At 72.1% G+C, this 14,138-nt stretch carries 11 protein-coding genes; all 11 read left to right on the forward strand.

Annotation, left to right across the window (positions count from 1 at the left end; all coding sequences use genetic code 11):
• Positions 1-6 precede the first annotated feature (6 nt).
• The 11 genes from ACFZAM_RS08265 (at position 7) to ACFZAM_RS08315 (ending at position 14,128) form a co-directional block, all read left to right on the forward strand.
• On the forward strand, positions 7-2,133 hold the full coding sequence (locus ACFZAM_RS08265; protein WP_391043961.1) for a penicillin-binding transpeptidase domain-containing protein: 2,127 nt from the start codon (positions 7-9) through the stop codon (positions 2,131-2,133).
• A 2-nt stretch (positions 2,134-2,135) separates the two neighbouring features.
• A complete protein-coding gene (locus ACFZAM_RS08270) occupies positions 2,136-3,749 on the forward strand; it encodes a UDP-N-acetylmuramoyl-L-alanyl-D-glutamate--2,6-diaminopimelate ligase (RefSeq protein WP_355334124.1) in 1,614 nt (537 codons plus the stop codon).
• A complete protein-coding gene (murF, locus tag ACFZAM_RS08275) occupies positions 3,746-5,206 on the forward strand; it encodes a UDP-N-acetylmuramoyl-tripeptide--D-alanyl-D-alanine ligase (RefSeq protein WP_355334122.1) in 1,461 nt (486 codons plus the stop codon). Before ACFZAM_RS08270 ends, murF begins: the two co-directional genes overlap by 4 nt.
• Positions 5,203-6,267 carry a phospho-N-acetylmuramoyl-pentapeptide-transferase gene (gene mraY, locus ACFZAM_RS08280; protein ID WP_188282125.1) on the forward strand — a complete coding sequence of 355 codons (1,065 nt, stop codon included), beginning with the start codon at positions 5,203-5,205 and terminating at the stop codon, positions 6,265-6,267. Before murF ends, mraY begins: the two co-directional genes overlap by 4 nt.
• A gap of 62 nt (positions 6,268-6,329) precedes the next feature.
• Complete coding sequence (murD, locus tag ACFZAM_RS08285) at positions 6,330-7,760, forward strand: UDP-N-acetylmuramoyl-L-alanine--D-glutamate ligase (protein WP_355334707.1); 1,431 nt, start codon at positions 6,330-6,332, stop codon at positions 7,758-7,760.
• 97 nt (positions 7,761-7,857) lie between these two features.
• Entirely contained in the window at positions 7,858-9,141 is a 1,284-nt protein-coding gene (ftsW, locus tag ACFZAM_RS08290; RefSeq protein WP_355334118.1) for a putative lipid II flippase FtsW, read from the forward strand.
• A gap of 6 nt (positions 9,142-9,147) precedes the next feature.
• Entirely contained in the window at positions 9,148-10,239 is a 1,092-nt protein-coding gene (murG, locus tag ACFZAM_RS08295; RefSeq protein WP_355334117.1) for an undecaprenyldiphospho-muramoylpentapeptide beta-N-acetylglucosaminyltransferase, read from the forward strand.
• A gap of 119 nt (positions 10,240-10,358) precedes the next feature.
• Positions 10,359-11,150: an FtsQ-type POTRA domain-containing protein gene (locus ACFZAM_RS08300; RefSeq protein ID WP_391043965.1), complete on the forward strand. Its 792-nt coding sequence runs from the start codon at positions 10,359-10,361 to the stop codon at positions 11,148-11,150.
• Positions 11,151-11,400: 250 nt separating this feature from the next.
• Positions 11,401-12,621: a cell division protein FtsZ gene (gene ftsZ, locus ACFZAM_RS08305; protein ID WP_355334113.1), complete on the forward strand. Its 1,221-nt coding sequence runs from the start codon at positions 11,401-11,403 to the stop codon at positions 12,619-12,621.
• On the forward strand, positions 12,618-13,379 hold the full coding sequence (gene pgeF, locus ACFZAM_RS08310) for a peptidoglycan editing factor PgeF (protein WP_391043968.1): 762 nt from the start codon (positions 12,618-12,620) through the stop codon (positions 13,377-13,379). The genes ftsZ and pgeF overlap by 4 nt, the downstream gene beginning before the upstream one ends.
• Positions 13,376-14,128, forward strand: a complete 753-nt coding sequence (locus tag ACFZAM_RS08315) for a YggS family pyridoxal phosphate-dependent enzyme (protein WP_391043971.1) — start codon at positions 13,376-13,378, stop codon at positions 14,126-14,128. The genes pgeF and ACFZAM_RS08315 overlap by 4 nt, the downstream gene beginning before the upstream one ends.
• The last annotated feature ends 10 nt before the right edge of the window (positions 14,129-14,138 follow it).

Here is a 14,138-nt window from a genome sequence, read left to right on the forward strand (position 1 = left end):
CGGCCGGTGAGCGAGCCGAGACGACCGCAGCCGGGCCGCGCCCCGCGCCCCGGCGCGCCCCGCCCCCGCGCGTCCGGAGCGGGCAACGCGGGCGGCGCGGCGGCCGGAGCCGCAGGAACCCCCGCGGGCCGGATTCGCCGCCCCCGCCCCGAAGGCGCCGCGCCCCGGCCCGCCCAGCGCGCGGGCCAGCGGCTCGGCCAGCGCCCCGCCGCCCCCCGCCCGCGCCGCACCGCCCCGCCGCCGCGGGCCCCCCGCGGCCCCCGGCTGGTCAAGCTCGGCAGGCCCAAGCCCCGGCTGCGGCTGGTCGGCGTCGCCCTCACCCTGGTGATGGCCGCCTTCGTGATCCGGCTGCTCCAGGTCCAGGCCGTGGACGCCTCCACCTACGCGGCCAAGGCCGCGGTGAACCGCTGGGTGACCCACGACGTCACCGCCGACCGCGGCACCATCACCGACCGCTCCGGCGTCGACCTGGCCACGACCGTGGACGCGTACGACATCACCGCCGACCCGTATCTGTTCACCCCGGAACAGACCAAGACCAAGGACGCGCCGCTCCAGGCCGCCGAACTGCTCGCGCCGATCGTCGGCGGCGACCCGACGGCCATCGCCAAGGCGCTGGCCACCCCCAAGTCCCGCTACCAGGTGATCGCCCGCCAGCAGTCCCCGCAGGTCTGGAACCAGATCAAGGACCTGAAGAAGGCGTTCGCCGCCACGTACGCCAGGGGACAGGGCGCCAACGTGCTGGCCGGGGTCTTCAGCGAGACCCACACCAAACGCGTCTACCCCGGCGGTGACCTGGCCGCGGGCGTCCTCGGCTTCGTCAACAGCCAGGGCGTGGGCGGCGGCGGCCTCGAATCCATGCTCAACAAGGAACTCGCGGGCAAGAACGGCAAGATCCGCTACGCCCAGTCCGACGGCCGCCAGGTGCCCACCGCGGGCGTCCAGGAACACCCCGCCGTGCCCGGCTCCGACGTCGAGCTGACCCTGGACCGGGACATCCAGTGGGCCGCCCAGAGCGCGATCACCGCCCAGGTGCAGAAGTCCAAGGCCGACCGCGGCTATGTGATCGTCCAGGACTCCAGGACCGGCGAGGTGCTGGCCATGGCCGACGCCCCCGGCTTCGACCCCGGCGACCTCGCCCACGCCGACCCGCGCGCGCTCGGCAACGCGGCGATGCAGGACGCGTACGAGCCCGGCAGCGTCAGCAAGCTGATGTCGATGGCCGCGATCCTCGACACCGGCACCGCCACCCCCGACACCCGGGTCACCGTCCCCGGCACCCTGCCGCGCGCCGACCGGGTCTTCCACGACGACGTCGACCACGGCACCTGGTACCTGACGCTCAACGGCGTCCTGGCCAAGTCCAGCAACATCGGCACCATCCTGGCCAGCCAGCAGCTCGGCACGACCCAGCCGCAGGCCAACCGGGTGCTCTACTCGTACCTGAAGAAATTCGGCATCGGCGACCCCACCGGCATCGGCTTCCCCGGCGAGACACCCGGCATCCTGGCCAAGCCGCAGGACTGGAACGCCTCCCAGCAGTTCACCATCCCGTTCGGCCAGGGCCTGTCGGTCAACGCGCTCCAGGCCACCTCGGTCTACTCGACGATCGCCAACGGGGGCGTACGCGTCCAGCCCACGCTGATCCGCGGCACCACGGGACCCGACGGCCGCTACGTCCCCGCGGACCCGGCCAAGAAGACCCGGGTGGTCAGCGCGCAGACCGCCAAGACGCTCTCCACCATGCTCGAATCGGTCGTCGGCGACGAACAGGGCACCGGACTCCACGCGCGGATCGCCGGATACCGCGTCGCGGGCAAGACCGGTACGGCCAACCGGGTGGACCCGGAGACCGGCAAGTACAAGGGCTACACCTCGTCGTTCCTGGGGTTCGCACCCGCCGACGACCCGCGCGTCACGGTCTCCTGCGTGATCCAGAACCCGACCAGGGGCAGCTACTTCGGCGGCTCCATCTGCGGCCCGGTCTTCAAGCAGGTCATGGAATTCGCGCTCAAGACGCTGAAGGTCCCGCCGTCCGGCACCAAGGCTCCCCATCTGCCGGTCGACTTCGACCCGGCCCAGCCCGCGACGCCGCCCGGCACCGCGAAGCCCGGCACGGACAAGGCGCGGTGATCATGAATTTTGGCTCGCACCCCGGCCAGCCCGGTAACCTCACCGCCGTGCCCAAAGCTGATCAGCCCACCCTCACCCAGCCGGGCGCGCCGCGCCCGACGCGTATCCGCCCCAAAACCCTGCACGAACTCGCGGAACTCACCGGACCTCTCGGTACGCGGGTGCCGGACGGCCCCACCGCGCAGGTCACCGGCATCACGCACGACTCGCGCGCGGTTCGCCCCGGTGACCTGTACGCGGCGCTGCCCGGCGCGCGCTTCCACGGCGCGGACTTCGCCGCGCAGGCCGCCGCCGCCGGAGCCGTCGCCGTACTGACCGACCCGGCGGGCACCGAGCGCGCCGCCGCCACCGGACTGCCCGTCCTGACCGTGGACGACCCGCGGGCCCGGATGGGCGAGCTGGCCGCCGCCGTCTACGACCAGCCGGGCGACGGCCTGCTGCGGGTCGGGATCACCGGCACGTCGGGCAAGACCACCACCGCCTACCTCGTCGAGGGCGGCCTGCGCGCCGCGCGAGACGGCGGCACCGGCCTCATCGGCACCGTCGAGACCCGGATCGGCGACGACCGGATCAAGAGCGAGCGCACCACACCGGAGGCCACCGACCTCCAGGCGCTCTTCGCCGTGATGCGCGAACGCGGTGTCGAGTCGGTGGTCATGGAGGTCTCCAGCCACGCCCTGGTGCTCGGCCGGGTCGACGGGGCGGTGTTCGACGTGGCCGTCTTCAACAACCTCAGCCCCGAGCACATGGAGTTCCACGCGGGCATGGAGGACTACTTCCAGGCCAAGGCGCAGCTCTTCACCCCGCGCCGCAGCCGGCTCGGCGTGGTCAACCTGGACGACGCGTACGGCCGCAGGCTGGTCGGCGAGGCCACCGTGCCGCTGGTCACCTTCTCCGCCGAAGGGCGGCTGGACGCGGACTGGCGGGCCGAGGACGTCGAGGCGGGGCTGCACGGCAGCACCTTCACCGTGCTCGGGCCCAAGGGCGAGCGGGTGGACGCCACCGCGCCGCTGCCCGGCCCCTTCAACGTCGCCAACACCCTGGCCGCGATCACCGCGCTGGCCGCCGCGGGCCTCGACCCGCAGACCGCCGCCGACGGCATCGCCGCCGTCCCCGGCGTCCCCGGCCGCCTGGAGCGGGTCGACGCGGGACAGCCGTATCTGGCGGTCGTGGACTACGCGCACAAGACCGACGCCGTGGAGCTGATGCTGCGCGCGCTGCGCAAGACCACCCGCGGCCGGATCCACGCCGTGCTCGGCTGCGGCGGCGACCGCGACACCACCAAGCGCGGGCCGATGGGCGCGGCGGTCGCCCGGCTCGCCGACACCGCCGTACTGACCTCCGACAACCCGCGGTCGGAGGACCCGCTGGCCATCCTCGCCGCGATGCTGAACGGCGCGTGCGAGGTCCCCGCGCAGCAGCGCGGACACGTCATCGTCGAACCCGACAGAGCCGCCGCCGTCGCCGCCGCCGTCGCACGGGCCGAGCCCGGCGACATCGTGGTGGTGGCGGGCAAGGGCCATGAACAGGGCCAGGACATCGCCGGAGAGGTACGCCCCTTCGACGACCGAGAGGTGCTGCGCGCCGCGATCGAGAAGGACCGACAAGCACTGTGATCCCCCTCACCCTCGCCGAGGTCGCACGCGCGGTCGGCGGGAGCACGCACGACATACCGGACACGGAAGTACGTGTCACCGGCCCGGTGGTCAGGGACTCCCGCGAGGTGGTGCCCGGCGCGCTCTTCGTGGCGTTCGCCGGAGCCAAGGCCGACGGCCACGACTTCGCCGCCGACGTGGTCGCGGCGGGCGCCGTGGCGGTGCTCGCCACCCGGCCGGTCGGCGTACCCGCGATCGTCGTGGACGACGTACAGACCGCGCTCGGCGCCCTCGCCAAGCACGTCATCGAGCGGCTGGGCGCCACCGTGGTGGCGCTGACCGGCTCCGCGGGCAAGACCAGCACCAAGGACCTCATCGCGCAGCTCCTGGAGCGGCACGCGCCCACCGTGTGGACACCGGGCTCGCTGAACAACGAGATCGGGCTGCCGCTGACCGCGCTGAGCGCCGACGAGCACACCCGGCACCTGGTGCTGGAGATGGGCGCCCGCGGTATCGGCCACATCAGCTACCTGACCGGACTGACCCCGCCGCGGATCGGCCTGGTGCTCAACGTCGGCAGCGCGCACATCGGCGAGTTCGGCGGCCGGGAGCAGATCGCCCAGGCCAAGGGCGAGCTGGTCGAGGCGCTGCCCGCGGCGGCCGAGGGCGGCATCGCCGTACTCAACGCCGACGACCCGCTGGTCCGCGCCATGGCCTCCCGTACCAAGGCGCGCGTCGTGTACTTCGGCGAGTCGGCCAGGTCGGTCGACGGCGTGGACGTCGAGGTGACCGCCGAGAATGTCCGGCTCAACGACCGGGGTCAGGCCGTCTTCACGCTGCGAACACCCACCGGGTGCGCCGAGGTGACCTTGCGCCTGTACGGTGAGCACCACGTGTCGAACGCGCTCGCCGCGACCGCCGTAGCCCGTGAACTGGGCATGCCCGTCGACGAGATCGCCACCGCGCTCTCCGAGGCCGGCACGCTCTCGCACTGGCGCATGGAGGTCACCGAGCGGCCCGACGGCGTGACGGTCGTCAACGACGCCTACAACGCGAACCCCGAATCCATGAGGGCTGCCCTGCGCACACTCGCAGCGATGGGCAGATCCACACAGGCGCGCGGGGGGCGCACGTGGGCGGTGCTCGGAAAGATGGCCGAACTCGGCGGGGAAGCACTCGTCGAGCACGACGCGGTGGGGCGGCTGGCCGTCCGGCTCAACGTCAGCAAGCTCGTGGCCGTGGGCGGTACCGAAGCCGCCTGGCTGCAAATGGGCGCCTATAACGAGGGTTCGTGGGGTGAGGAGTCGGTGCACGTGTCCGACGCGGAGGCGGCGATCGACCTGTTGCGCAGCGAAGTGCGCCCGGGGGACGTCGTACTGGTGAAGGCATCGAGGTCGGTCGGCCTGGAGTCCGTCGCCCTGGCGCTGCTCGAAGCCGACGGCTTCGACGGCTCGGCCCGTGAGGGTGCCGCCCTGTGAAGCAGATTCTCGTCTCCGGCGTCCTGGGGCTCTTCCTGTCGCTGGTCGGCACACCGCTGTTGATCCGCCTGCTGGCCCGCAAGGGCTACGGACAGATGATCCGGGACGACGGTCCGAAGGCGCACCACAGCAAGCGCGGCACGCCCACCATGGGCGGTATCGCGTTCATCCTGGCCACGCTGATCGCCTACGCGGCGACCAAGCTGATCACCGGTGACAAGCCGACCATGTCCGGCGTGCTGGTGCTCTTCCTCTTCGCCGGTATGGGCCTGGTCGGCTTCCTCGACGACTACATCAAGATCGTCAAGCAGCGCAGCCTCGGCCTGCGCGCCAAGGCGAAGATGTCGGGCCAGCTCATCGTCGGCATCGCCTTCGCGGCGCTCGCGCTGAACTTCAAGGACTCCCGCGGCCAGACCCCGGCCTCCACCAAGCTGTCGTTCACCACCGACTTCGGCTGGTCCATCGGCCCGGTGATCTTCGTGGTCTGGGCGCTGTTCATGATCCTGGCGATGTCCAACGGCGTGAACCTCACCGACGGCCTCGACGGCCTGGCCACCGGCGCCTCCACCATGGTCTTCGCCGCCTACACCGTCATCGGCGTGTGGCAGTACGGCCAGTGGTGCGGGGCCCCGGTCAGCGCCAACGGCGCGTGTTACGAGGTCCGCGACCCACTCGATCTCGCGGTGGTCGCGGCGGCCCTGATGGGAGCCTGCTTCGGCTTCCTGTGGTGGAACACCTCACCGGCCAAGATCTTCATGGGCGACACCGGCTCCCTGGCCCTGGGCGGCGCGCTCGCGGGCCTGGCGATCTGCTCCCGCACCGAGATGCTGCTCGCCATCCTCGGCGGCCTCTTCGTCCTGATCACGATGTCCGTGATCATCCAGGTCGGCTCCTTCCGGCTCACCGGCAAGCGGGTCTTCCGGATGGCGCCACTCCAGCACCACTTCGAACTCAAGGGGTGGAGCGAAGTCCTGGTCGTGGTCAGATTCTGGATCATCCAGGGCATGTGCATGGCCGTCGGACTCGGCATCTTCTACGCGGGCTGGGTGGCCGCGTCGTGACGACCGACTCCCCGGCGTCCCCGGAGTCTCCGGCCTCCCCGTCCGCCGCCGGGCAGGGCTTCGTGAACCCCGACTTCACGGACCTGCGCGTCACCGTCGCCGGGCTCGGCGTCTCCGGCGTGCCCGCCGCGAAGGCGCTGCACGCCCTCGGCGCCCGCGTCACCGTCGTCAACGGCGTCGCGGGCGAGCGGCAGCGGGCCGAGGCGGCCGAACTGGAGGCGCTCGGCATCACCGTGCGCCTCGGTGACGGCGCGACCCTGCCCGAGGGCACCGAACTCGTGGTCACCGCCCCCGGCTGGAAGCCGAGCAGCCCGCTGTTCACGGCCGCCGCCAAGGCGGGCGTGGAGATCTGGGGCGACGTCGAACTGGCCTGGCGGCTCAGGAAGCCCGGCGCGGCCCCCTGGCTCGCGGTCACCGGCACCAACGGCAAGACCACCACCACCCGCATGCTCGCCGCGATCCTCACCGCGGCGGGCCTGCGCACCGCGGCCGTCGGCAACATCGGCGTCTCCCTGCTGGACGCGGTCCTCGGCGACGAGCCGTACGACGTCCTCGCCGTCGAGCTGTCCAGCTACCAGCTCCACTGGGCGCCCAGCATCCGCCCGCACTCCGCCGCCGTGCTCAACCTGGCGCCCGACCACCTCGACTGGCACGGCTCGATGGCGGCGTACACCGCCGACAAGGGCCGGATCTACCAGGGCAACCAGGTCGCCTGCGTCTACAACCGCGCCGACCCGGAGACCGAGCGGCTGGTCCGCGAGGCCGACGTCGAAGAGGGCTGCCGGGCGATCGGCTTCACCCTCGACGCGCCCCGGCCCTCCGACTTCGGTCTGGTCGACGGCATCCTGGTCGACCGCGCCTTCGTGGACGACCGGGTCAACAGCGCGCAGGAGCTGGCCGAGACCGCCGACGTCAACCCGCCGGCCCCGCACAACATCGCCAACGCGCTGGCCGCCGCCGCCCTCGCCCGCGCCTACGGCGTCGAACCGGCCGCCGTACGCGAGGGCCTGCGGGCCTTCCGTCCGGACGCGCACCGCATCGCCGAGGTCGCCACCCGCGACGGCATCACCTGGGTCGACGACTCCAAGGCCACCAACACCCACGCGGCCGAGGCGTCGCTGGCCGCGTACCCGTCGATCGTCTGGCTCGCCGGCGGCCTCGCCAAGGGCGCGGTCTTCGACGACCTGGTCATCAAGTCCGCCGACCGGCTGCGGGCCGCCGTCCTGATCGGCGCCGACCGCGCCCTGATCCGTGAAGCGCTCGCGCGACACGCCCCCCAGGTCCCGGTGGTCGAGCTGGGCCGGACCGACACTGGGGCGATGGCCGCCGCCGTCGCCGTGGCGCGCGACCGGGCCCAGCCCGGCGACACCGTTCTGCTGGCACCGGCCTGTGCGTCGATGGACATGTTCGCCAATTACAACGAGCGCGGCGATATGTTCGCGGAAGCCGTCCGGCGCCTGGGCGCCGCCGACAGCGACAGCGACGAGCCCTAGCCGCAGGTGTCGTGCGGCGCCCTCGCTCCGATGGAGGTCCCATGACGGCCACTGCGTCCCCCCGCCGCCCCGCGCACCGCCCCCGCGGGGGGCGGGTATGAGCACGTACCCGGCCCGGCAGCGCGGCAGCGCGCTCCGGGGCGCCGCCCGGCTCCCCGAGCGGGTACGCGCCGCCTGGGACCGCCCGCTGACGGCGTACTACGTCATCCTCGGCGCGGCCCTGCTGATCACCGTGCTCGGCCTGGTGATGGTGTACTCCGCCTCGATGATCCAGGCGCTGCGCTACGGCCTGCCGTCCACGTACTACTTCCGCAAGCAGCTCCTCGCGGTCGCCCTCGGCTCCGTGCTGCTCTACGCCGCCGCCCGGATGCCGGTCAGACTGCACCGCGCGCTCGCGTACCCGCTGCTGCTCGGCGCCGTCTTCCTGATGTGCCTGGTCCAGGTCCCCGGAATAGGGCAGACGGTCAACGGCAACACCAACTGGATCTCCATCGGCGGCCCGTTCCAGATCCAGCCCAGCGAATTCGGCAAGCTGGCCCTGGTGATGTGGGGCGCCGACCTGCTCGCCCGCAAGGGCGACCGGAATCTGCTGATCCAGTGGAAGCACCTGCTGGTGCCGCTCGTGCCCGTGACGTTCCTGCTGCTCGGACTGATCATGCTCGGCGGCGACATGGGCACCACGATGATCCTCACCGCGATCCTCTTCGGCATGCTCTGGCTCGCGGGCGCCCCCACCAGGCTCTTCGCGGGCGTGCTGTCCGGCGCGGCGGCGCTGGCGGCCCTGGCCATCATCACCAGCCCCAACCGGATGGGCCGGCTGCACTGCATCGCCGCCACCGACCCCGGCACCAACGACCAGTGCTGGCAGGCCGTGCACGGGATCTACGCCCTCGCCTCCGGTGGCTGGTTCGGGTCGGGACTCGGGGCGAGTGTGGAAAAATGGGGTGAACTCCCGGAGCCGCACACCGACTTCATCTTCGCCGTAACCGGGGAGGAATTGGGTCTGGCGGGGACGCTGTCGGTACTCGCCCTCTTCGCGGCACTAGGCTACGCGGGTATCCGCGTGGCCGGTCGTACGGAGGACCCCTTCGTCAGGTTCGCAGCGGGTGGCGTGACCACCTGGATCACGGCCCAGGCCGTGATCAACATCGGTGCGGTGCTCGGCCTGCTGCCGATCGCCGGAGTCCCGCTCCCGCTGTTCTCCTACGGAGGTTCAGCCATCCTGCCGACCATGTTCGCGATCGGGCTGCTCATCTCCTTCGCGAGAAACGAGCCCGGAGCGCGAGCGGCCCTGGCCATGCGGGGGCGTAGTGCTTTCAGCGGGGCAATGACACGGACGATGCGGCGGTACGTCACCAGGCGGCCGTCCGGAGAGCGGTGAATTTCGGTGCATGTCGTACTCGCCGGCGGGGGGACCGCCGGCCACATCGAGCCTGCGCTCGCGCTCGCCGATGCCCTGCGCAGGCAGGACCCGACCGTGGGCATCACGGCCCTCGGCACCGAGAAGGGCCTGGAGACCAGGCTGGTGCCGGAACGCGGTTATGAACTGGCGCTCATCCCGGCCGTCCCGCTGCCGCGCCGCCCCACCCCGGAACTGATCACCGTCCCCGGACGGCTGCGCGGCACCATCAAGGCCGCCGAGCAGATCCTGGAACGCACCAAGGCGGACTGCGTGGTCGGCTTCGGCGGCTACGTGGCGCTGCCCGGCTACCTGGCCGCCAAGCGGCTCGGCGTGCCGATCGTCGTGCACGAGGCCAACGCGCGGCCGGGCCTGGCCAACAAGATCGGGTCGCGGTACGCGCACGCGGTCGCGGTCTCCACCCCCGACAGCAAGCTGCGCGACGCCCGCTACATCGGCATCCCGCTGCGCCGCACCATCGCCACCCTCGACCGGGCCGCCGCCCGCCCCGAGGCCCGGCACGCGTTCGGCCTCGACCAGAACCTGCCCACCCTGCTGGTCTCCGGCGGCTCCCAGGGCGCCCGGCGGCTCAACGAGGTGATCGCCACCGTCGCGCCGCGGCTCCAGCAGTCCGGCGTGCAGATCCTGCACGCGGTCGGCCCCAAGAACGAACTCCCGCGGTCCGACAACATGCCCGGCATGCCGCCGTACCGCCCGGTGCCCTACGTCGACCGGATGGATCTCGCCTACGCCGCCGCCGACATGATGCTCTGCCGGGCCGGTGCCATGACCGTCGCCGAACTGTCCGCGGTCGGACTGCCCGCCGCCTACGTGCCGCTGCCCATCGGCAACGGCGAACAGCGGCTCAACGCCCAGCCGCTGGTGAAGGCCGGCGGCGGCCTGCTGGTCGACGACGCCGAACTCACCCCCGACTGGGTGCTGGGACACGTGCTGCCCGTCCTGACGGACCCGCACCGCCTGTACGACATGTCGCGCGCGGCAGCCGAGTTCGGCCGCCGCGACGCGGACGACCTGCTGGTCGCCATGGTGTACGAGGCGGTGGCCGCGGGCCGCCGCTGACGGTGGCCGCCGCGCCGAGGGCGTGTCCCGCGGCGCGGCGGACCGGGCCTGGCACGATAGGGCCCGCGGGGCGCGGACGCGCTCCGCATCCGTCGACGCGGGGAGGCCGGGTGACCGGGGTGACCGGGACGCAAGCGAAGCCGGTCGGCGCCGACCGGGACGGGGCGGTACCCGGCGCCGGACGGCGCCCGCGCCCCCGGCCGACCCTCCCCAGCCGCCGGACGGCGATCATCACACTGGCCGTCCTCACCGTCCTCGTCGCGGGCGGCACCTGGGCCGTCTACGGCTCCTCCTGGTTCCGCGCCACGCGCGTGACCGTCACGGGCAACGACGTGCTGACGCCGCAGCAGATCGAGCGCGCCGCGGGCGTACCGCTGGGCGGCGCGCTGGCCTCCGTGGACACCGGCGCGGTCCGCAGGCGGCTGCTCACCGCGCTGCCGCGGATCGACCATGTGGACGTGGAACGGTCGTGGCCGCACACGGTCCGGGTGAAAGTGACCGAACGAACGGCCTCCGCCGTACTGAAAAGCGGCGACAAGTTCACCGAAGTGGACCCGGGCGGTGTGCGATTCGCGACGGTCGACACCGCGCCGCGCGGCGTACCGCTCGTGCAATTGACGCCGGATCAGTCGCCGAGCCTTCGGCATTTCGGAACAAAGAGCCTGCTGCGGGCCGCCATTGCGGTCGCCGCCGATCTTCCGGAATCGCTGCACGGCCAGGCGACCGCGATCCGGGTCCGTTCCTACGACAACATCACCGTCGAACTCTCGCGCGGACGCAGCGTGATGTGGGGGAGCGCGGAACAGGGCGCGCGGAAGGCCGCGGTGCTCAATGCGCTCCTGAAGGTCCAGCCACACGCCTCCCACTACGACGTGAGTGCCCCCAGCGCCCCTGCGGCGTCAGGGAGTTGACGCCCCTTATGGCATTATTCGACCCCTGGCCCACCAGCCGGTGACGTGATCACATAGGGTCAAAAGAAAAACGGTAGGTTCGGCGTGTTCGTTGAACCACTACCGCTTGTCGACTTAGTGTCTCGTCCCAAGGAACACATGGGACATGCATACTGGTAACCCTAAACCTCACGGTTAGGGTTCGGAACGGCATCGGCGAGCGTACCGACCGTCCCACAAGATACGTAACTCGAGGCGAGAGGCCTTCGACGTGGCAGCACCGCAGAACTACCTCGCAGTCATCAAGGTCGTCGGCATCGGCGGCGGTGGCGTCAACGCCATCAACCGGATGATCGAGGTCGGTCTCAAGGGCGTCGAGTTCATCGCGATCAACACCGATGCGCAGGCCCTCCTGATGAGCGACGCCGACGTCAAGCTCGACGTCGGCCGTGAACTGACCCGGGGCCTCGGCGCCGGGGCCAACCCCGACGTGGGCCGCAAGGCCGCCGAGGACCACCGCGAGGAGATCGAAGAGGTGCTCAAGGGCGCCGACATGGTCTTCGTCACCGCGGGTGAGGGCGGCGGCACCGGCACCGGCGGCGCACCCGTCGTCGCCAACATCGCCCGCTCGCTCGGCGCCCTGACCATCGGGGTCGTCACCCGCCCCTTCACCTTCGAGGGCCGCCGCCGCGCCAACCAGGCGGAGGACGGCATCGCGGGGCTGCGGGAGAACGTCGACACCCTGATCGTCATCCCCAACGACCGTCTGCTGTCCATCTCGGACCGCCAGGTCAGCGTGCTCGACGCCTTCCGCTCGGCCGACCAGGTCCTGCTCTCCGGCGTGCAGGGCATCACCGACCTGATCACCACCCCCGGCCTGATCAACCTCGACTTCGCCGACGTGAAGTCCGTGATGTCCGAGGCGGGTTCGGCCCTCATGGGCATCGGCTCCGCACGCGGTGACGACCGTGCGGTCGCCGCCGCCGAGATGGCGATCTCCTCGCCGCTGCTCGAAGCCTCCATCGACGGCGCCCGCGGGGTGCTGCTCTCCATCTCCGGCGGCTCCGACCTCGGCCTGTTCGAGATCAACGAGGCGGCCCAACTCGTCAGCGAGGCGGCCCACCCCGAGGCCAACATCATCTTCGGCGCGGTCATCGACGACGCGCTCGGCGACGAGGTGCGGGTCACCGTGATCGCCGCCGGGTTCGACGGCGGCCAGCCGCCCACCAAGAGCAGCGCCAAGGCGCTCGACGGATACCGCGACACGACCCCCGCCTCCGGCGCCCGGATCGCCAGCCAGCCCGAACCCGCCCGCCCGGCGACCTCGTACACCGGCCTCGGCAGTGTCCCGGTCGCCTCGTCGGACCGCGACAGCGACAACGAGCCCGTCGCGGAGGCGCCGACCCCGGTCCCGCCCCCGCACGTGCCGCCGGCCCGTCCCTACCAGGACACCGCGGCCGAAGAGCTCGACGTACCCGACTTCTTGAAGTGATAGGGCACCGCCAGACAGCGAGCGGCGCGCACTTCGCCTTCACCGACCGGTGGGGCGGGGTGAGCGCCGTTCCGCACGACAGCCTCAACCTCGGCGGCGCGGTGGGGGACGACCCCGCCGCCGTACGCGCCAACCGCGAGCGCGCCGCGGCCGATCTCGGCCGCGACCCCGACCGGGTGGTGTGGATGAACCAGGTGCACGGCCGCGAGGTCGCCGTCGTGGACGCCCCGTGGGGCGACCGGCCGGTCCCGGCCGTCGACGCGCTCGTCACCACCCGCGCCGACCTCACGCTCGCCGTACTCACCGCCGACTGCGTGCCCGTACTGCTCGCCGACCCGGTGGCCGGTGTCGTGGCCGCCGCGCACGCGGGACGGCCGGGACTGGTCGCGGGTGTGGTGCCCGCCGCCGTCGAGGCGATGACGGTGCGGGGGGCCGACCCCGCGCGGATCACCGCGCTGCTCGGCCCCGCCGTGTGCGGAAAGTGCTATGAAGTGCCCGCCGCGATGCGGGACGAGGTCGCCCGGGCGGTGCCGGAGGCGTACGCCGAGACGAGCTGGGGCACTCCGGCGGTCGACGTGGCTTCGGGGGTGCGCGCCCAACTCGCGCGCGCCGGAGTGAACCTCGGGCCGAGCGCCGGATCATCCGACGGGCCGGGCGCGGGTGTGTGCACCCTGGAGTCCGCCGATCACTTCTCCTACCGCCGCGACGGTGTCACCGGTCGCCTGGCGGGCTATGTCTGGCTGGACGGCGCCGCGTGACCGAGCATCAGACCGACCCCGGGGCCGAGGACGCCGCCAGGCGCGCGGAACTCGCCGCGAATCTGGACCGTGTCGAGAAGCGGATCACCGCCGCCTGCGAGGCGGCCGGGCGGGACCGCGCGGACGTGACCCTGATCGTGGTCACCAAGACCTACCCGGCGAGCGACGTCCGGCTGCTGGCCGGCCTCGGCGTCCGGCATGTGGCGGAGAACCGCGACCAGGACGCCGCGCCCAAGGCGGCGGCGTGCGCCGATCTTCCGCTTACTTGGCATTTTGTGGGGCAGTTGCAGACCAACAAGGCTCGTTCAGTGGTCCGTTACTCTGATCATGTGCACTCGGTCGACCGGCTCCGGCTGGCCGGCGCGCTGTCGACCGCGGCGACCGCCGCGGAAAAGCGGCTCGGGTGCCTCGTTCAGGTCGCCCTGGACGCGGAGTCGGGCGCTCAGGGAGAGCGCGGCGGGGTGGCACCCGACGCGGTCGCCGCGCTCGCCGACGCGATCGCGGCGGCACCGGGGCTGCGTCTCGACGGCCTGATGACCGTCGCGCCGCTGGCCGGGGCGTACGCGGGCCAACCCCGCGCCGCCTTCGATCGGTTGATGGAAATCTCATCCGGCCTGCGCGAGACCCATCCGGCTGCGACCATGGTCTCGGCAGGGATGAGCCAGGACCTCGACGAAGCCGTTGCGGCCGGAGCGACACATGTACGCGTCGGTACGGCGGTACTCGGAGTCCGTCCCGGGCTCGGGTAACGTCACCAAC

Source organism: Streptomyces sp. NPDC008079, assembly GCF_042957385.1.
Lineage (GTDB): Bacteria > Actinomycetota > Actinomycetes > Streptomycetales > Streptomycetaceae > Actinacidiphila.